The sequence below is a fragment of the Paenarthrobacter sp. genome (genome assembly GCF_031180005.1).
Lineage (GTDB): Bacteria > Actinomycetota > Actinomycetes > Actinomycetales > Micrococcaceae > Arthrobacter.
In genome coordinates this window covers 17,944-35,334 of the sequence record NZ_JAPSHI010000007.1, presented here as the reverse complement: position 1 = coordinate 35,334, position 17,391 = coordinate 17,944, and the positions used below count along the sequence as shown (strand labels likewise).

Annotated in this window: 20 protein-coding genes and 1 tRNA gene; 9 read left to right on the top strand and 12 right to left on the bottom strand. The window is 63.5% G+C overall.

Translation table 11 applies throughout. The annotated features are described in order from the left end of the window. Nucleotides 1-133: 133 nt before the first annotated feature. Both RIF72_RS07145 and RIF72_RS07140 read right to left on the bottom strand, forming a co-directional pair. Entirely contained in the window at nt 134-484 is a 351-nt protein-coding gene (locus RIF72_RS07145; protein ID WP_309074147.1) for a DUF1801 domain-containing protein, read from the bottom strand. A gap of 54 nt (nt 485-538) precedes the next feature. Then, nucleotides 539-1,390, bottom strand: a complete 852-nt coding sequence (locus tag RIF72_RS07140) for a PhzF family phenazine biosynthesis protein (RefSeq protein WP_309074146.1) — start codon at nt 1,388-1,390, stop codon at nt 539-541. 72 nt (nt 1,391-1,462) lie between these two features. Between RIF72_RS07140 and RIF72_RS07135 the strand changes: the two genes are divergently transcribed. After that, a complete protein-coding gene (locus RIF72_RS07135) occupies nt 1,463-1,885 on the top strand; it encodes a DUF1801 domain-containing protein (RefSeq protein ID WP_309074145.1) in 423 nt (140 codons plus the stop codon). Between the two features lie 77 nt (nt 1,886-1,962). Here RIF72_RS07135 and rplI read toward each other — a convergent pair whose 3' ends face one another. The 4 genes from rplI to rpsF form a co-directional block, all read right to left on the bottom strand. Then, a complete protein-coding gene (gene rplI, locus RIF72_RS07130) occupies nt 1,963-2,415 on the bottom strand; it encodes a 50S ribosomal protein L9 (RefSeq protein WP_024818808.1) in 453 nt (150 codons plus the stop codon). Nucleotides 2,416-2,433: 18 nt separating this feature from the next. Further along, entirely contained in the window at nt 2,434-2,673 is a 240-nt protein-coding gene (gene rpsR / locus RIF72_RS07125) for a 30S ribosomal protein S18 (RefSeq protein ID WP_003800144.1), read from the bottom strand. Between the two features lie 128 nt (nt 2,674-2,801). Then, nucleotides 2,802-3,383: a single-stranded DNA-binding protein gene (locus RIF72_RS07120; protein ID WP_011776754.1), complete on the bottom strand. Its 582-nt coding sequence runs from the start codon at nt 3,381-3,383 to the stop codon at nt 2,802-2,804. Between the two features lie 50 nt (nt 3,384-3,433). Next, on the bottom strand, nt 3,434-3,739 hold the full coding sequence (gene rpsF / locus RIF72_RS07115; protein WP_011776755.1) for a 30S ribosomal protein S6: 306 nt from the start codon (nt 3,737-3,739) through the stop codon (nt 3,434-3,436). A 232-nt stretch (nt 3,740-3,971) separates the two neighbouring features. Between rpsF and RIF72_RS07110 the strand changes: the two genes are divergently transcribed. Further along, complete coding sequence (locus RIF72_RS07110; protein WP_309074144.1) at nt 3,972-4,310, top strand: YnfA family protein; 339 nt, start codon at nt 3,972-3,974, stop codon at nt 4,308-4,310. Between the two features lie 34 nt (nt 4,311-4,344). Here RIF72_RS07110 and RIF72_RS07105 read toward each other — a convergent pair whose 3' ends face one another. Both RIF72_RS07105 and RIF72_RS07100 read right to left on the bottom strand, forming a co-directional pair. Beyond that, complete coding sequence (locus RIF72_RS07105; RefSeq protein ID WP_309074143.1) at nt 4,345-5,076, bottom strand: DUF3592 domain-containing protein; 732 nt, start codon at nt 5,074-5,076, stop codon at nt 4,345-4,347. Nucleotides 5,077-5,089: 13 nt separating this feature from the next. After that, the gene (locus tag RIF72_RS07100; protein WP_309074142.1) at nt 5,090-6,256 is read right to left on the bottom strand and encodes a PA2928 family protein; all 1,167 of its coding nucleotides are present in this window, start codon (nt 6,254-6,256) and stop codon (nt 5,090-5,092) included. A 103-nt stretch (nt 6,257-6,359) separates the two neighbouring features. Between RIF72_RS07100 and RIF72_RS07095 the strand changes: the two genes are divergently transcribed. From RIF72_RS07095 to RIF72_RS07080, 4 genes are read left to right on the top strand one after another with little or no spacing between them, the layout of a single operon-like run. Beyond that, nucleotides 6,360-7,628 (top strand): hypothetical protein, encoded by a 1,269-nt coding sequence (locus RIF72_RS07095; RefSeq protein WP_309074141.1) that lies wholly within the window; start codon nt 6,360-6,362, stop codon nt 7,626-7,628. Nucleotides 7,629-7,636: 8 nt separating this feature from the next. Next, entirely contained in the window at nt 7,637-8,725 is a 1,089-nt protein-coding gene (locus tag RIF72_RS07090; RefSeq protein WP_309074140.1) for a hypothetical protein, read from the top strand. Next, a complete protein-coding gene (locus tag RIF72_RS07085) occupies nt 8,722-10,329 on the top strand; it encodes a tetratricopeptide repeat protein (RefSeq protein ID WP_309074139.1) in 1,608 nt (535 codons plus the stop codon). The genes RIF72_RS07090 and RIF72_RS07085 overlap by 4 nt, the downstream gene beginning before the upstream one ends. A 41-nt stretch (nt 10,330-10,370) precedes the next feature. Further along, the gene (locus tag RIF72_RS07080) at nt 10,371-11,582 is read left to right on the top strand and encodes a CHAT domain-containing protein (RefSeq protein WP_309074138.1); all 1,212 of its coding nucleotides are present in this window, start codon (nt 10,371-10,373) and stop codon (nt 11,580-11,582) included. A gap of 126 nt (nt 11,583-11,708) precedes the next feature. Here the strand turns inward: RIF72_RS07080 and RIF72_RS07075 are convergent. Continuing rightward, nucleotides 11,709-11,791, bottom strand: a tRNA-Leu gene (locus RIF72_RS07075). A 118-nt stretch (nt 11,792-11,909) separates the two neighbouring features. On the opposite strand from RIF72_RS07075, the gene RIF72_RS07070 reads away from it, so the two are divergent. Next, on the top strand, nt 11,910-12,056 hold the full coding sequence (locus RIF72_RS07070; RefSeq protein ID WP_309074137.1) for a hypothetical protein: 147 nt from the start codon (nt 11,910-11,912) through the stop codon (nt 12,054-12,056). Between the two features lie 67 nt (nt 12,057-12,123). Here the strand turns inward: RIF72_RS07070 and RIF72_RS07065 are convergent, their stop codons facing one another. The 3 genes from RIF72_RS07065 to RIF72_RS07055 form a co-directional block, all read right to left on the bottom strand. After that, the gene (locus tag RIF72_RS07065; protein WP_309074136.1) at nt 12,124-13,530 is read right to left on the bottom strand and encodes an amino acid permease; all 1,407 of its coding nucleotides are present in this window, start codon (nt 13,528-13,530) and stop codon (nt 12,124-12,126) included. 219 nt (nt 13,531-13,749) lie between these two features. Next, complete coding sequence (locus RIF72_RS07060) at nt 13,750-15,057, bottom strand: M18 family aminopeptidase (protein ID WP_309074135.1); 1,308 nt, start codon at nt 15,055-15,057, stop codon at nt 13,750-13,752. 38 nt (nt 15,058-15,095) lie between these two features. Beyond that, complete coding sequence (locus RIF72_RS07055) at nt 15,096-16,010, bottom strand: intradiol ring-cleavage dioxygenase (RefSeq protein ID WP_309074134.1); 915 nt, start codon at nt 16,008-16,010, stop codon at nt 15,096-15,098. 179 nt (nt 16,011-16,189) lie between these two features. On the opposite strand from RIF72_RS07055, the gene RIF72_RS07050 reads away from it, so the two are divergent. Beyond that, the gene (locus RIF72_RS07050; protein WP_309074133.1) at nt 16,190-16,639 is read left to right on the top strand and encodes a hypothetical protein; all 450 of its coding nucleotides are present in this window, start codon (nt 16,190-16,192) and stop codon (nt 16,637-16,639) included. Beyond that, nucleotides 16,636-17,376, top strand: coding sequence for a cyclase family protein (locus RIF72_RS07045; RefSeq protein ID WP_309074132.1), 741 nt, complete (start codon nt 16,636-16,638; stop codon nt 17,374-17,376). Before RIF72_RS07050 ends, RIF72_RS07045 begins: the two co-directional genes overlap by 4 nt. The last annotated feature ends 15 nt before the right edge of the window (nt 17,377-17,391 follow it).

The window sequence follows — 17,391 nt, the reverse complement described above, 5'->3', positions numbered from 1 at the left end:
AACTTCTACCCAATGCGCAGGGCGTCAATCAGGTGCCGGGTGGAGCGAGCGATGAAGGGGCGGCAAGCTCTCATTTGTTTGTCCAGCTCCTTGAGTTTGTCACGATAGCCCTCAACGGAGAAGTCGGGGACCTTTATCTCTTCCCTGCTGCCAGTTGGGCAGCAACCCTGGCTATCAGATCCAAGGGAATTTCTTTGGCCAGCGGGAATTTCAACGTCCCTTTGCCGGACAGGTAGGGGGCCAGCTCCACGGCTAAACCTTCATCACCACGAGGGACCGGATAGACGGAGATGTGGTGCGCCCAGGCAGCGAAATACACCACGTAGTGCCCGCCAATGGTGATGGTGGGAATGCCGTAACTAATCATCTCCCCGGCATCCGGCACGGCAGCGTGCATGGTCCGCCGTATTTCCTCAAGGATCTGCTGGGTGGCCGCAGGCTGGGCTGAGATGTACTCGTCCACTGTCGCGGGTTTCTCAGGCATCGTCATTGTCCTTAGGGTTGAGGATCCAGATCTATCCGGGGAACCGGCTGGACGTTAGAGGAGCACCGTACCTTCGATGCAGGTGGCCGACGCTCCACCAACCCAAATCTCTCCGTCTTCAGCTTTGATGTGGACCCTGCCAGCCCTGCCTAGGACAGTACCTTGAGCGGCTACGTACTCATCAGGGGCACGGCCGCTGCCAATCAACCACTGAGCTGCCCCGGCATTGAAACTGCCCGTCACCGGGTCCTCCACCATGGCGTCGCCCGGAATGAAGGTGCGGACTTCAAAGTCGACGGCGGCACCCGGCTCGTGGGGGCCAATCACCCCGACCTTGAGGTCGCCCATGGCAACAAGATCCGGTTCAATGGTCAGGACCTGGTCCGCAGAGCCCAGAAGCACGCCGATCCACCTAGGTCCGTTGACCAGCCACGATGCATCCAGCAAAGCATCCTTGGTCAACCGCAGGCCGGCAGCGAGCTGCGCCCGAACATCATCATCCACCGGGCCGAAGCGGGTCAGCGGTGGTGCAGCGAATGCCAAGCGACCGGCGTCGTGCTTTACCCTCACCAAACCCGCCCCGCATTCCTGGACCAGAACGCCGTCAGTCTTAGGCACTCCCCCGGCCTGCAACCACGTGTGCGCTGATCCGAGCGTGGGGTGACCGGCGAACGGGAACTCCTCGCTGCCTGTGAAAATCCGCACCTTATAGTCCGCTTGGGGGTCAGTGGGCGGGAGGAGGAACGTGGTCTCGGAGAGATTGGTCCAGTTAGCGAAGTGCTGCATCGTCTCCGTGCTGAGGCCTTCGGCATCAACGACGACGGCCAATGGGTTGCCGAGGTAAGGCACGTCAGAGAAGACGTCCACCTGGTGGAACGGGCGAATGCGCAGGGCTTCTGAACTCACCGGTGAAGGCTATCATCGGGTGCTGGCCGGTTTTTGCTGACGCAGCCTTCCCGCGTCTGCGAAACTACCCCTATGGCAGAGAACAAGACACAGCCTACGGACGTCTCCGTGGAAGAATTCCTGGCCGCAGTGGAGCACCCGAAGCGGCGCGAGGACGGCTTCGAGTTGCTGGAGATGATGCGTGACATTACCGGCCAGGAACCCGTCATGTGGGGGCCGTCGATCATTGGCTTCGGCAGCTATCACTACAAATACGAGACCGGGCGCGAAGGTGACTCAGCCGCCGTCGGATTCTCACCGCGCAAGGGAAATTTGGCACTGTACGGGCTCACCTACGGCCCAGATGCCGACCGCCTGCTTCCCGAACTCGGGATACACAAGACCGGGGCCGCCTGCCTCTACGTCAACAAGCTGGACGATGTGGACCGGGACGTCCTGGCCGAAATGATCCGCACCGGCTACAAGCACGTCATGGAAGAGCTCCACACTCCGTAAATCACGGCGTCGAGATGGCAATAAAAGACCCCCGCCACCGGAATCCGGTAGCGGGGGCCTTTAGGTGCAGTCAGAGACTACTTGCTGGCTACGACCTCGAGGTCGATGACAGCAGAAACATCCTCGTGCAGGCGAACGTTAGCCGTGTACGAACCAACAGACTTGATGTGGTTCGGCAGTTCAACGTTGCGCTTGTCGATGGCGCCGAGGCCAGCGGCCTCAACAGCAGCGGCGACATCAGCAGGCTTGACGGTACCGAAGAGACGACCGGACTCGCCGGCCTTCACCTCGAGCTTGACCTTCTTGGAGGACAGAGCCTGGGCCTGTGCCTGTGCAGCTTCAACAGAAGCGTGCGCACGAGCGGCACGAGCAGCCTTGATGGACTCAACCTGCTTCTCGCCACCCTTGCTCCAGGTCAGAGCGAAGCCGCGGGGCAGCAGGAAGTTACGTGCGTAACCGTCCTTGACCTCGACGACATCGCCAGCAGCACCGAGACCGGTTACTTCGTGGGTCAGAATGAGCTTTGCCATGTTAGTTAATCCCTTCCCTTAGCCGCGGCCAGCGCCGGAGTAAGGCAGCAGAGCAACTTCGCGGGCGTTCTTGATTGCCTGGGCGATCTTGCGCTGTTCCTGAACGGTAACGCCAGTGACGCGACGAGCGCGGATCTTTCCGCGGTCGGAGATGAACTTGCGCAGCAATGCTACGTCCTTGTAGTCGATGACAGTGATGTCAGCGGCCTTCAAGGGGTTGGACTTTGGTTTGGGCTTACGGAGTTCAGCCTTAGCCATCGTGGAGCTCCTTTTCTATGGAGCCCGTGGATATTGATCCACGGGATGGTGGTGTTCGACGGCGGTTGTCGCCATGGTGCCTTTCGGCACTTCCGGCGAGCGTCCGGCGTCGGACGTTTATTTGGTGTTTAGAAGGGAGGTTCGGAATCCGGGCCGTTGCCCCAGCCGCCAGCGTTGCTGACACCGGGCGTCGCCCAAGGGTCATCCTGCTGTTGTGCGGGCTGGTTGCCGCCCCAGGTTCCACCGGAGTTGCCGCCGCCTTGGTTTCCACCAGGAGCGCCACCTCCGAAGCCACCGGAATTACCGGCGTTACCGCCACCGAAGCCACCCTGCCCGCCGCCGGAGCGCTGGGTACGGTTGACCTTGGCGTTTGCGTAACGCAGGCTCGGGCCGATTTCATCGACCTCAAGCTCGATTACGGTGCGCTTCTCGCCTTCTTTTGTTTCGTAAGAACGGCTCTTCAAACGGCCGGAAACGATGACGCGCATGCCCTTGGTGAGGGACTCTGCTACGTTCTCGGCTGCTTCGCGCCATACCGATGCACGGAGGAACAGGGTTTCCCCGTCCTTCCACTCATTGGACTGGCGGTCAAAGGTCCGGGGAGTAGAAGCGATGGTGAAGTTCGCTACTGCTGAGCCAGACGGGGTAAACCGCAGCTCGGGGTCATTGGTGAGATTACCGATGACCGTAATAGTGGTTTCGCCTGCCATCTACTGCCTCCTTGTTCGTTCCTTCGGGGTAAAGATCTGGAAGGGGCTGATTACTCAGCAACGACCTTCTGGTCTTCAGGGCGGATGATCTTGGTGCGCATGATCGTCTCGTTGAGAGACAGCTGGCGATCAAGTTCCTTGGCGGTAGCCGGTGCTGCGGTGAAGTTCACCACGGCGTAGATACCTTCGGACTTCTTCTTGATGTCGTACGCCAGACGGCGACGGCCCCAGATGTCTACCTTTTCGATGGTTCCACCATCGGTGGTGATGACATTGAGGAACTTCTGAAGCGACGACTCTACGGTACGCTCTTCGACCTCGGGGTCGATGATTACCATCAATTCGTAAGGACGCATATGTGAACCCACCTCCTTTGGGCTAAGCGGTTACGGTATTTCCGTAACAGGAGGTTCATTTGCGATGCTGCGTTGGCGCTCCCCGACCGAAAACACGGCAAGAGGGCGTAACACAGACTTCAATATCTTAGTGCATCTCCTGCACTCAAAGCTATTCGGCGGGAACGTCGGCCAGAACCGGTCAGGTTGCGTATGTGGATAACTTGGCGTCGCAGCACGGAATACTGGGGATATGACCGTCCTGAAGTCCATCATTCTCTTCATTTTGGCCGCCGTCGCAGAGATCGGTGGGGCCTGGCTGATCTGGCAGTCCGTGCGCGAAGGCAAAGCCTGGTGGTGGGCGGGACTTGGCATAGTGGCCCTCGGCATCTACGGCTTTTTCGCGGCCTTCCAACCGGACGCACACTTTGGCCGGGTCCTCGCGGCCTACGGCGGCGTCTTTATTGCCGGCTCGCTTGCATGGGGAATGCTCATGGATGGCTTCAGGCCGGACCGCTGGGACGTCGTCGGAGCTGCAATCTGCATAGTGGGCGTAGGCGTGATCATGTTTGCCCCGCGACCGGGCGCCTAACCACACTGTCTGCCGGGTTGGTCGCTGAGGGCTATCAGCCTTGGGATCGACGTTTCACAACGATGCGACTCTCGTCTCCCGGCGCGCCTGGGTCGTACCAGACGTCCACCATTTCACCATTGACGATCGGATCGCCCGCCTCGATGATCGCTGCGCGTTTCAGGTACCGCTGGTCCCCTGCGCCATCCACGAACGAGTACGTCACCTGCGTAAGGATCCGGCTTGACTCGGAAAAGTGGGTGTATCCCTGATTTGTGACCGTCCCCAGCGCCCGCGATCCGGTGCGCATCATCTGAGCGGCACCATCGAGACGGGCCCTGCGTCGGACCCACGAAAAAATGGCCAAAATGCCAAGCACCACGGCTCCCGCCAGCAGCAATAACACCGTGAGGTTAGCGCGAGGTTCCCCGATCAGCTCACTCCTGGAGCGGGAGACCGATGCCCCGATCGCTGCTCCAAGCAAACTAAGCGCTGAAGGGATTGCCCAACCCGGGAGCGTTGGGTTGCGGGCAACGCGACTCACCCACGCGACCCAGGACAGCACCACCAGAATCCCGCCGACGGGCAGGAGCGGCATCATCACAACGAACCGGGTCATGGGCGATTCCGTGAAGTCCGGTTCACCGGCACCGGACATCCCCGTGAGTCCAAAGGCGAGAAGAGCGCCACCCACGAATGAGGCAATCGCCCACGGAATAAGATCGCGTAGCGTAGGCAGCCTCCGGGCACGATCGCGTTTTGCGGCATCCGGATCAACAAGGCTCATACTGGAGTCCCTTTCATTGCGGCCAGCCAAAGAAGTTCGTCGCACCGATGGGGAACGCGCGGATGCTGCCGTCAGGTGACACCACCACGATGATTCCCTTGCCATACGAACGATCGGCCGACGCCGCGGTGAACGCCACCAGGTTCTCTCCGGAGTATCCGCCGCCAACCGTGTATCCCACCTCGAGGCCGGCCCTTCCCAGCACAGCACCAGTGCTGAGGTCGACCGTGTCCACCCGGTAGGCGCTGCCACCAGCATTCGTCGCCGAGACCACGATGACGTAACCGGAACCACTACCGGCGGCGAGCTCCGTAATGCCGTCCTCCGGGCGATCCCGCTCAGCCGCGGCCTGACTCCGCCCGCCGTCGAGCACGAAACGTGCCTCGAAGAAGTCCATGTCGCCGAGGGTTTGGACGCCCGAGTCGCTGCTCAGCTCGAGCCGATCCTTGAGCGCGCCCGTGCTGATGGGCTGGCTGGCGATGGTGGTGCTTGCGTCAACACGGGCGGCATTTGCGTAGTCCGGAAGATCAAGGGCAAACCTGAAATCATCGGCAAGCACTGGGCCCCAGGTGCTGGTGGTCGACTGATCCGCAGGCTCAGCCGCGTCTTTTCCGATCGGAATCTGCCACAGCTCGCCCGACTGGTCGATCGCGACAACATGACCGCGCTCGGTGTCGACGTCGTACGCGCCCAGCTCTGGGACGTACTCGTCACCGAGGCCTTCGATGACATCCGGCTGCGCAACGGCAGATCCGTCCGCGAGCGAGCGAATGTGCAGCCCATCGCGGCCTGCGACGTAGACCCGCCCCGTTCCTGCGGCGAGCACGCGTACGTCGTTCGAGACCCTCTCGTCGAGCCGGACGTCCCAGACGTGTTCACCGGTGTCAGCGTCTACCGCGGCCAGTCGCGTCTGGAACATGGGCTGGAAGATGAGCTGAAACATGCCGCGCGAACTACTGCGGGAGTATGCGGCGACCACCACCTCCCTTCCTCCCAGCGTGGTCACGGCGACGGCCTCACTCACCGAGATCTCCGGTTCGGGCATCACGAGCCAGGAGAGTCCGAAGAACAGCCCGCAGAAGAGGATCAGTGAGGCGAGCGGTCCGCCGAGGAGGAGGAGCCGGCGCCGCGGGCGTTGTGGCGCGGCCGCTACGCTACTCTGACTGATGGTACTGAGCATGGTGCCCTCCTTGATCGACCGGCCTGCATCCTTCGTACCCGACGATAGGGCGCCGCCCCTGCCTCCCGATCACAGGTTTTGATGTGCGGATACAGTGGGGAGCGTGAGCATCGTCGCGTCACCCTCCCCGCACCCGGGGATCGGCGTGCCGCGAACCCTTGCTATTGCCGAGGCCTGGTCCGGGCTGGCGGGTGTCGAACCGTTCACCGGGCGCACGGGGTCACCTCTGGCCCGGACCGTGAAACTGGTGCTCGATCCTCTAATACTGCGTCCCGCACAGAACCCGCAACTGGCACCGGCACTGCTCTCACTCGAGGCCGCCGCAAGGTTGCGGGCGGCTATCAGCGCCGCCGGACACGACCTGGCCGCGGCCGCGTCGTGGTTCCTGCTGCTGAAGAGAGAGCGCCGTCGGGCGGGCATCACGGAGGGCAACCCGCAAGAACTCTACTTCCAGCGGGCGTACGAGCTCGCGCGCCTGCATGGCACACCGGAGGCGGATGCCGACGGCGTTGCCGCACACACCTTGGCCGGGATTCACGACGGCACGCGGCTGGCGTTCGCCGAATTGCGCGCCCATCTCTCCGATCCACGCGTCGGCCGTGAGGTGCGCCGCGCCGTCGAACAGGTTTGGGTCGCGGCCAAGTGCCCGGCGCCTGCCGTCCCTCGGGATCGGGTGATCCGCTTCCTCGAAGTCTGTGCGCAGGAGCACGGTGCTGCTGAGGAGTTCATGACGCTGGTGAAGGCCGGCGCCGGATCGGCGAGTGCCGTGCCGCTGATGCGTAAGGGCACGGCGCGCCACCTCGGCCTGACCGATCTGGACCTCCCGGAGGCGCCGGAACCCGGCGTCTCGGCGTCGAAGTCCACGCTGCCGCTGCCCTTCGACCGATCCATTCTCGAGCGCCTGTTCGCCTCCTATACCGCGATCGCTGACAGCGGTATTGAGGTGGAGGATCTGGTAGCAGCTGAGATCCAACGCTCGGCCGGAGGCTGGCAGCTGGCCGAGGAGTCACACCGGGTGCTGCTGCTCGCAGCTTCCCTCGCCACCAGCCTTCTGGCATCGGAGGACGATGCGGAAGCGGCGTGGGCGGAGCGGACGGACGCAGGCGAGCGTCTGCTTGCGCGCTGGCACCGCGAGCCGTTCGTGCGTCGGGCGCTGAGACTTGGTGAGCCCGCTTCTGAGACCAAGCACGTGCGCAAGGCCATCATGCGGCGGCTCTGGGCGCGCCTGCACGGGCGGGAGCTGCGAGCCGAACCAGTGCTCGCCAACGAAGCTTGGCAGCTGATCGACGGCGCCATGCGCTCGGTAATCCTCGATCGCCGGAGTCGTGTGAAGGCCGCTATCGCCCGCGATCTCTTGGAGGCGACCGCATGACAGTGCGCGTGACCAGAACGGACGACGGGCTCGTGCTGGGCAGCCCGGCAACGCGGCCGGAGTTCAGTGCCATCCTGGAGGCAGCCGGCGCCGTGCTGGTCTGGGATGTCGTCACTGAGGAGGCGCTCCCGGCAGCGATCGTGTGGGATCCGGTTCTCGCGACGGAATGGGCGTGGCAAATCTATGGGGTGGAGGTAACCACGGCGCTGCTCGCGGCTGATTCGAGTCCGTTCGCGGCCGTGCCGGGTGCGGCGCTCGAGTCGGCCAGAGTGGTGGCCCGCTGTCGGTGGGCACGGTCGTGGTGGCCGGCATCCCATCGTGCTGCCGTCCCAGCTCTGGATACAAGGCTGCTGGACCTGCAGGAGGCTGCTGAGCTGGTGGAGCTCGAACATCTGCTGGACGACTCCTACGGGGTTGACGACGAACTACAGAAGGGCTTGCGCGCCGCGGAGTATCTCGAGAATGAGGTGCCGCCATCGCTGCCAGGCGTAGTCGCGGAGCTCATCGAACGTATCCGATCGAGTGCGGATGACCGCGGTATCGGCCTCGATCCGATTCGCGCTGAGGCATCCGAGGGCGCGCAGGGCGAATTCGCCCTCGCCGCGGGCGCGATGAGAGCCGTCGACGTCGGGACGGACTCGACCAGGCCGATCGCGGCCGGCTCCGCTCCACTGGACCTCTCGCGCGTGGCGCCAGGAACGGCCGATGCGGCCGCGGAAGCACGCTGGAGCGTCCACCTCATCGACGGAGTGACCGTTATCGAAGTGGCGGTCGAGCGGGCACCAAGACGCGGATCGGAAAGTGCGCCGCAACCGCTCGGGGCCGATTTCGCCGGTGTCTCGCTGGAACTCGTGCCCAATGGGGCAAGCTTCTCCGGCCGGGCGACGGTACCGTCGGGCATACTGCTTACACGCCCCGAGGAGCGCACGCTCACCATCGCTTCACCGGGCTACGGCGATGGCTGGAGGGTCGACTCAGCAGCGCTCATCGACGCTGCACGGAAGGCATTGGCCCGGGCACTCACTGAGGCAGGCGAAGGCAGCGCGGGCAGCGCGTTCACCACCGTGGCCGAGCGCGAAGCAGCGGTGCGTGCATGAGCGTCTACGAGCCACTCGGACTGCGCGGGCCGGGCAGCGGCTCCGAACGCTGGCGGCATCTTGAGGCGATATTCGCCGAGATGACCGCGGCCTACGCATCCGGGGGCGCTACGGCATCTGAACCGGCAGCGCGTCGAATCCTCGAGACGACCCTCATGGATGATGTGGACGCCGCCGGCTTGGACATCCGTGCCCGCGCGCTCTCCAATCTGGCCGCAGTCGCCGAGGCGAAGGCGGATCTGGAGGAATCCATCGCACTGGCGACAGAGGCAATCGAACTGTGCAAGAGGGCCGAGGCGGTGCTGGGCTCCGAGCGCCGCACGGTGGACGTGCGGATCGGCTGCCTGATCAACCGCGCCCAGACCAAGGCACTTCGCGGCGACCACGCCGGCGGCTGCGCAGACCTCGCCGCAGCTGAGTCGGCCTTCGACGAAGAGACCCCCGCTCTGCTGCGATTCGGGCTGCACAACACCCGCGCCAATGCGCTGCTGTCTAACGAACATTTCCAGGAAGCTGATACGGAATTTAGGCGCGCAATTGAGATAGCCCTCGCCCACGAGCCCCGGGTGGCGTCCTACGGCTATGCCGGGCTGGCCGCTCTCGCGCACCGGACCGGTGATCGAGCGCTGGCGCGCGATCAGATGCGGCTGTCGAGGCAACTGCAAGCGACCGATCCCGCGTCCGCGGCGCAAGCCGGCGAGAATCTCGCCAGGATGCTGCTGGAGCAAGGTGACATTGCTGCGGCCGAAGAGCACTTCGCCGCTGCCGCAGAAGGGTATCAGCGCGGGGGCGACCCCCGGCGGGCGGCGGGATGCCAAATCGGACGCGCGGCCGTGCTCTTTACCCGCGGGAAGTTCACGCCGGCACGTAAACTCGCTCGGCAAGCACTCAGCAATTTCGCCGCGCAGGGCGCCATCGCGGCCCAGATCGAGACGCATCTGCTGCTCGGCGACATCCACGCAGGAGCAATGCGCTTCTACGACAGCGATAAGTCCTACCTTCAGGCCCGCACCCTTTGTGAGGCACAGGGGGCAATGCACGAGCTCGCACGCATCGACGTGCGCCGGGCGGGAATCGCGCATTTGGCAGCCTCCGCTGCGATCCGCGCATCTGAGAAGCAGCGCCGTCTTGACGTCGCACTGAATCTGGCCCTGCCGGCGGCTCTGGCAACCGACGCGATGCGCGCGAAATTCGCGCCGGGGCCCGTCCGGGAGCGGTGGGTGACGGAGGTTGCGTCGGTTGCGCTCTCCATTGCGTTGCAGATCATCACAGCGATGCAGCACACCCGGCTCGCAATCGAACTGATCGAGTTCGCAGCGTCATCGTCCACCCTTGAACCCGGCGGCACGACGGCGGAACAGAAGAGCCTGCCTCTGCTCGCACAGGCGCACTCTCCGTTCGGCTCGGACTTCGCTCTCACGGCGGGCTTCGGAGCAGATCAGAATGCCACCCTGCAGGCCGAGGAGGACGGCCTAGAACTCAGCCTCCCCCCGAGGCTGCGTGGTCTCCCGGACGGTAGTGGTGCGTTCCACCTCTGGATCGCAGAGTCCGAACGACGATACAGGCTCCGCATCCGCTCGGATGAGGTGATCGACGCGTGGTGAGTGCGATGGGAAGAAACCGGGAACCACAGCCCGATCTCAGCGTGGTGAGTGCAGATATTGCCGGGCAGCCGCGCGTGCAGCTTAAGTTCGTCGACGCCGGCGACCTCTACCTGGCCTGGCGCTGGGAGCACGATCCAGGCCAGCCACGGGCTATCGCGATGCCTCGGGAGCGTGTGCAACCGGTGCTCGACGAGCTCGATGACGCCATTCCATCGCAGAAAGCGGGTGAGGATGTGCGGGGCTCCCTGGAGCGTGCTTTCGCGGGCCCGTTCGGGGACCCGGAGCGGGAGGCTGCACTGTCTTCCAAGCTGGCGCAGGCACTGATCCCGTTCTCGCTCGCCGCCGAGGTCAACCACCTGCTCGAACGCGGCATCCGCCCCCACCTGCGGGTCCAGGTGTCGCCGTCGCTCGGCCGGGTGCCTTGGGAGACGCTCTTGGTGGACGGGGGGCGCCGCATGGTGCATGAAGCCGATGTGTCGATGCTGCCGCCGGCGGGCGTGCGCAACGCAATCGGACGGAAAGTCTCGGCATACGACCCCGCCGGCGTGGTGGTCGCTGTGCTCGATCCAAAGGTACCCGGGGGCGTGCTCGGCCGGGTCCTCCGCGAGGGGGCAGACTCCCCGGTGGCGGAGTTGGTTCGGCGGCTCGGTGAGCGGCGTCGTGGTGCCGACCCGGCGATCGGCGGGTCGATCGGCCGTGGTCGCCTCCGCGGTCTGCTGGAAGATGCGGATCGGCTGTTGTACGTCGGCCACGTGTCGAGCGCCCGGCACGGCCTCGACGTGCGGCTGCACCTGTCAGACGGCGCTGACACACCGGGACGTGCCGCGCCCATCGGCGCGCATCGCCCGCTGGCCGCCTCCGACCTGGCATTTGGGTCCAAGGGCGAGGGGCCGTGGCGAATACCTGCGCGGGTCGCGCTCATCGCGTGCGAGTCCGGTGGCGACCAGCGGTTCGCCGAACCGGTGGGCCTTGTTTCAGCCATGGTCAGACACGGTGCCGAACATGTCACGGCGACCCGCTGGACCCTGCCCACAGACGATGGCCTTTCCGCAGTGGCGGGCATTGACGAGCCGGTCTTCGCTTCGACCGTCTCGGCGATTGATCACGCTCAAGAGCAGCCGGAGCCTATCTTGGCGTTGGGCGCGTGGCAGCGCGACCAGGCCGAACGCTGGGCGGCTACCGGGTCCAACGCGCATTCCCCGCTGATGTGGGGTGCGTTTACAGCCACCTGGGCACCGGCGCACGTGCAGTGAACCTGTGGTCGGGAGGACCCTCAGGCCGGGAAGCTGGATGTCCTACGGTGGCGCGCCGCGCGGAGTGTCCACCTCGTGAAACGGGAGAGCCCCCTGCATCGCAGGGGGCTCTCCCGTTTATTCGTGTGCGCGGAGGGGGACTTGAACCCCCACCCCCTTTCGAGGACTAGCACCTCAAGCTAGCGCGTCTGCCATTCCGCCACCCGCGCAAGGTGATCAGGAGAACATGTTTCGTTATTCTCCTTGACAGCGTCAAAAACACTAACACGAAGAACGGCAATCTGTGGATTCCTGTTGACCCGGGAGCCTCCCATTAGGGTTGGGGCCATGGATGCCACACCCCTGAACGCTCTGGTCCTGACAGTTGTCTTCTCCGCGATCGCCCTCTATTTCTTGTACTACGTGATCCGTGCGGGTGTACGCGACGGCATTCTGCAGGCCGCCAAAAAACACAGCGAGCAAGCCGAGCAATAAAACGAAACGGAACAGCCGCCGTCGAACATTAACGGCGGCTGCCCCGCTGCAGAAAAGGCGACGGCGGTCAGGAACCGATCTTGGCGCGTTCGGCTTCCCGGCCAAGAACTGGAGTGGCAGGCGTATTTCCTTTACCGCGATAGCGCAGCACGCCGATGCCCACCACAATCGCGGCCAAGGCCAGCGACAGGAACAGCGATTCACGGGTGGATTCAATAATGACCATACCGATGATGAGAGCCACGATGGCGCCGATCGCAATCCAGGTGAGGTACGGGAAGAACCACATCTTGAGGTCGAGATCCTTGGCGGCCGCGCCCATTCGCTTACGCAGGATGAGCTGTGAGCTCGCGATGACCAACCAGACAAACAACGCGATGGCACCCGAGGTATTCACGAGGAACAGGAACACCGAGTTCGGGGCAATGTAGTTCGCGCCGACGGTGAGGAAGCCCACCACGGTGGAAGCGAGAACTGCCGCGGCAGGCACGCCACGCTTGGAGATCTTCATCCAGGACTTGGGAGCGTCGCCGCGCTGCGAGAGCGAGAACAGCATGCGGCTGGCGGTGTACAGGCCCGAGTTCAGGCAGGAGAGCACCGAGGTAAGGACAACAATGTCCATGATGGTGCCGGCGCCCGGGATTCCGTAGAGCTCGATGACTGCAACGTACGGGCTTTTGGCGACGGAGGCGTCATTCCACGGCAGCAAAGTCACCACAATGGCAATGGAGCCGATGTAGAAGATCAGGATGCGCCACACAGTGGACTTCACGGCCTTCTTGACGGCGTCCACCGGGTTCTCGGATTCGCCGGCAGCAATTGTTGCGATCTCCGCGCCGAAGAAGGAGAAGACCACAACGAGAATGCCCGCGAGGACTGCGCCCGGCCCATTCGGCATGAAGCCGCCCTGCTCCAGCAGGTTGGCGACGCCAGGTGCGGAGACGCCCGGCATGAAGCCGAGGATGGCCACGATTCCTGCCAGCAGGAAGATGACGATTGCAGCTACCTTGATGGACGCGAACCAGAATTCGAACTCGCCGTAGGACTTCACTGAGCCGAGGTTGGTCAGCGTGAGGAGCACCATGAGAATGAGTGCCCAGACCCATTGGTCAACGCCCGGAACCCAGCGATGCATGATGGCCGCACCGGCGGTGGCTTCGATGCCGAGCACGATGATCCAGAACCAGGCGTAGAGCCAGCCGATGCTGAATCCGGCCCAACGGCCTAACGCTTTGTCGGCATACGTGGAGAACGAGCCGGTCTCCGGGTTGGCAGCAGCCATCTCACCAAGCATGCGCATGACGAGAATGACCACGAGGCCCGCAGCAAGGTAGGCCACCAGGATGCCCGGTCCGGCCTGCTGGATAGCGGCGCCCGAACCGACGAACAAGCCCGCGCCGATGACGCCGGCGATGGCGATCATAGACAGATGTCGGGGCTTGAGGGACTTTGAAAGCTGTTGGTCAGCGTGCATGGATCGGCGCCGTCCTTTTGGTTTTGAGGTTGGCCGCAGTGGTGTGCCACGGGCCACATGACTAGATCACGCTAGCCTGCAAAACCTAAATCCTGTACAGCTGAACAGTTTGCTCTCTGGTAAACAGGGAACATGCACAAAATGTAAACCGCAACACACCGAAAGTTTCCTGTGGGAAACTTTCGAAACACCCCTGAAACGAGTCCTTGAGGCTTAGCGCTACACGGCAGTGCGGAAGAACAGCTCCACAACGCGGGTCAGATAGTGTGGGTCGTCCACGCCGCACAGCTCGCGCGCCGAGTGCATGGACAACAGCGGAATACCGACATCCACCGTCCGGATCCCCAGCCGGGTTGCCGTCAGGGGACCAATGGTTGAGCCACACGGCAGATCGTTGTGGGAAACGTACTCCTGATACGGCACCTCGGCCTCGTGGCTCAGCCTCGCCCACAGCGCAGCCCCCGTGGCGTCCGTGGCATAGCGCTGGTTGGCGTTGATCTTCAGGAGCGGTCCGCCGTTCAGCACCGGCTTGTTGGCGGGATCGTGCTTCTCCGCGTAGTTCGGGTGCACAGCGTGGCCGGCGTCCGCAGACACACAGAACGACGCCGCCAGGGCCTGCCGCCGTTGGCTTACCGTTGCGCCCAACCCATCGGAGATACGGGTCAGGATGTCCTCAAGGATGGGTCCACACGCACCGGAGCGTGAGTTGGAGCCGATCTCTTCATGGTCGAACGCGGCCAGTACGGCAATCGGCCCATCAGCGGGAGCCGCGGCTGCATGGCCAATAAGGGCCACCAGCCCAGCGTGTGTAGAGGACAGGTTGTCCATACGTCCGGAAGCAAAGAACTCCCCCTTGGCCCCGAAAACCGCAGGCGCCTGCGTGTCTGCCACCACGACGTCGTAACCGCCGATTTCCGCAGCATCAACGGCGGTGCCATCTACATGGGAGGCGAGGAGCCCCAGCAGGTCCTCACCGGCGGGGTCACCCTGACCAAAGATGGGATTCATGTGCTGCTGCTTGGAAAGGTGGAGGCCGTTGTCGTTAACGCCTCGATCCAGATGGATAGCCAGCTGCGGGAAACGCAACAGCGGTCCGGTAGCAGTCAGGTGCTGGGTGCCGTCCCGCATCACCAAACGGCCCGCGAGCTGCAGTTCACGGTCCAGCCATGAGTTCAGGAGCGGTCCGCCGTAAACCTCGACGCCGGCCTGCAGCCATCCGAACTTCCCGGTGGTGGGTTTGGGCTTGAGTTTGAAAGACGGCGAGTCGGTGTGGGCACCCAGGATGTTGAATCCGGTGGTGGGGCCTGCGTTCCGGGGCGTCACCCACGCGATGAGCGCACCGTCCCGGATCACGTAGAACTTGCCGGCTCCGCCATCCCACGGCTCAAGTTCATCCAGCCCCGTGAAACCAACCGCATCCAGCCGACGGGCGGCCTGGTGCACCGCGTGAAAGCTCGACGGCGACGCAGCTACATACGTACCGAGGTCCTGGATATGGTCAGTGGCGGCAGAGGCTTTCGGAGACATGCCCCCGAGTCTAGCCCCGCCCGCGGCCCATCGAGTGTCTAGACGGTGACGTTCAGGGCCGCCGTATAGCCCCCGGCAACCGAGCCGGATATAGTCGCCAATTGGTATATACCCCCATCGTCACCAAACACGTTGTCCGAGGCCAGAGTGGTATTGGGGAAGTTCCGCGCACTCGTCTCGTAGCCTTCAGAGGCATAGACCTCCTTGCAGGCCTTCTCCGTCAGGGCGATCTGCGAGACTGCCAACACCTGTCCGGCTCCGCTGGTGTTGCTCATGGATTCAAATACCTCAAAGTGAATATGTGGCCAGCGGCCGTTGTACGCTCCGGGATAGATGGTGCTGAAGGTGAGCTGGCCGTTGGCATCGGCTTCCTGAACACCCCGGAGGTAGTTCTCTTCCTCCACGCCGGAATCGTAGAGCGAGTACTTGCCGTTTTGATCGCAGTGCCACGCATACACTGCGGCGCCGGCCAGCGGCGAGCAGCCGTTCGCGTTGTCCAGGAGTGTCAGGGTAACCGTCAGGGGCACGCCCTCCGCTGTGGTGGTGGATGTCCCGAAGCTGGATCGGATGTCCCGCCGGACAACCCCCGAATCTTCAAGGACGTTGGGGCCGTTCGATCCATCGCCGGGGTATGGGCCCAGCGTTTCCTCCGGGATCTCAACTCCGCACTCCGCGAACGCACGGGTAACGGTACTTGAAGCGGACGGCGACGCGGCCGCCGTCGTACTTCCCGTGGCGCTGGCAGCACCCGACGTCGGTGCGCTGCTGCCGCTGGCGCCTCCCGACCCGGGGATGCAGGCGGCCAGGGCGGCCGCCGTTCCTGCGCTGAAGAGAACACCCAGGGTGCGTCGCCGGTTCAAGAGCGTAGAGAGATCGAACTCGAGGCCGCGATCGTGGTTGGGGTGTGGCTGGCCCTGGTCTGCGCTATCCGGGGACTGGTGAGGTGAGGTCATGCATCCATGAAACGCGTGCTGCCTATGCCTTGTACATGGGGCAGGTGTGCCGGGGCTGTGATCACAACCAGAGTCCAACAACCCTCACCGTGCAGTATAAGCAATTTCATATGCTTGTAATGCTCGTCACGTTGTGTCACGATAGCTCACAGAACGCACATCCACGGAAGGTTCCACCCATGAAGATTCACTTGAAGCCAGTGCGGAAGCTCCGCATCCACTGGCCAATCCCGGTAGAAACCATGACGCAACTTGCTGGCGGTGACCTCGCCGCGCTCGAAGCGGACGCCGGCATCTCGTCCCTGCTGCAGGCACTGACCGAGAGCCCCGAGCTGGGCGGTTTCGGCAACTACCACCACGTCTTCGAGTCCTCCGCGGGTTACGAGGGCTTCACCGTTGCCGAGGGCGCAAACCCCACACTGGGCCGTGTAGGCCAGCGAACCATCTCGCCGACCTTCGTTTTCACCTCCTATTTTGACGACTCACTGGATGACGAGGCGGTCCAGCAACTGGTCCAGAGGATCGTAGACATCCACCCCTGGGAGGTCCCCGTTATTGAAGTGTCCGGGCCCCTGAACGTCTCCAGCAGCGTCCTGACCCCGGTTGCCGAAAGCCGGGTGGCCTCATGACCACAGGACTTTGGCAGGAGCTCGCTCCCCTGCTCCGCGACAGAACCTTCACGGACCTCACCCACGCCTTCCACCCCGGCCAGCCCCGGTTTGCCGCCTTTCCGGACGAATCCCGCGAAGCCCTCTTCGATATGGAGAAAGGCGACGGCTTCACTGCCCACCGCTATTCGATAGTGGGCCAGTGGGGTACCCACGTGGACCCGCCGTCGCATTTTGTGCGCGGCGGACGGACGCTGGACCAGATACCCGTGGACGAGATGGTGCTTCCCCTTGTTGTCCTGGATATCAGCAACCGCGTGCACACGGACAATGACGCCACCCCCACACTGGGCGACGTTAAGGCCTGGGAGGCGCGAAACGGCACCATCCCCAATGGTTCATTCGTGGCCCTCCGTACAGGGTGGAGTCACCGATGGCCCGACTCCGTGGCCATGGCCAACAAGGACGAATCCGGAACGAGCCATACTCCCGGCTGGTCGCAGGAAGTCCTTGAATACCTGATCGAACAGCGGGCTGTGGCGGCGGTGGGTCACGAACAGACCGATACGGACCCTGGCATGGCCACCTCCCGGCAGGACTTCAGCCTGGAGACCTACGTCCTTGCACAGGACAAATGGCAGATTGAGCTCCTGGCACATCTGGATGATCTGCCCGAAGCCGGTGGCGTTTTGGTGGCCACCTGGGCCAAACCCCTGGGAGGCAGCGGCTTCCCAGCCAGGGTTTTCGCCATTCACTAGGGCTGCGTGTCGCTA

Bases quoted from the DNA above. Each gene is read 5' to 3' on its own strand.
- RIF72_RS07145 (WP_309074147.1), bottom strand. From the start codon at position 484: ATGCCTGAGAAACCCGCGACAGTGGACGAGTACATCTCAGCCCAGCCT.
- RIF72_RS07135 (WP_309074145.1), top strand. From the start codon at position 1,463: ATGGCAGAGAACAAGACACAGCCTACGGACGTCTCCGTGGAAGAATTC.
- rplI (WP_024818808.1), bottom strand. From the start codon at position 2,415: ATGGCAAAGCTCATTCTGACCCACGAAGTAACCGGTCTCGGTGCTGCT.
- rpsR (WP_003800144.1), bottom strand. From the start codon at position 2,673: ATGGCTAAGGCTGAACTCCGTAAGCCCAAACCAAAGTCCAACCCCTTG.
- RIF72_RS07120 (WP_011776754.1), bottom strand. From the start codon at position 3,383: ATGGCAGGCGAAACCACTATTACGGTCATCGGTAATCTCACCAATGAC.
- rpsF (WP_011776755.1), bottom strand. From the start codon at position 3,739: ATGCGTCCTTACGAATTGATGGTAATCATCGACCCCGAGGTCGAAGAG.
- RIF72_RS07110 (WP_309074144.1), top strand. From the start codon at position 3,972: ATGACCGTCCTGAAGTCCATCATTCTCTTCATTTTGGCCGCCGTCGCA.
- RIF72_RS07105 (WP_309074143.1), bottom strand. From the start codon at position 5,076: ATGAGCCTTGTTGATCCGGATGCCGCAAAACGCGATCGTGCCCGGAGG.
- RIF72_RS07100 (WP_309074142.1), bottom strand. From the start codon at position 6,256: ATGCTCAGTACCATCAGTCAGAGTAGCGTAGCGGCCGCGCCACAACGC.
- RIF72_RS07085 (WP_309074139.1), top strand. From the start codon at position 8,722: ATGAGCGTCTACGAGCCACTCGGACTGCGCGGGCCGGGCAGCGGCTCC.
- RIF72_RS07070 (WP_309074137.1), top strand. From the start codon at position 11,910: ATGGATGCCACACCCCTGAACGCTCTGGTCCTGACAGTTGTCTTCTCC.
- RIF72_RS07065 (WP_309074136.1), bottom strand. From the start codon at position 13,530: ATGCACGCTGACCAACAGCTTTCAAAGTCCCTCAAGCCCCGACATCTG.
- RIF72_RS07060 (WP_309074135.1), bottom strand. From the start codon at position 15,057: ATGTCTCCGAAAGCCTCTGCCGCCACTGACCATATCCAGGACCTCGGT.
- RIF72_RS07055 (WP_309074134.1), bottom strand. From the start codon at position 16,010: ATGACCTCACCTCACCAGTCCCCGGATAGCGCAGACCAGGGCCAGCCA.
- RIF72_RS07050 (WP_309074133.1), top strand. From the start codon at position 16,190: ATGAAGATTCACTTGAAGCCAGTGCGGAAGCTCCGCATCCACTGGCCA.
- RIF72_RS07045 (WP_309074132.1), top strand. From the start codon at position 16,636: ATGACCACAGGACTTTGGCAGGAGCTCGCTCCCCTGCTCCGCGACAGA.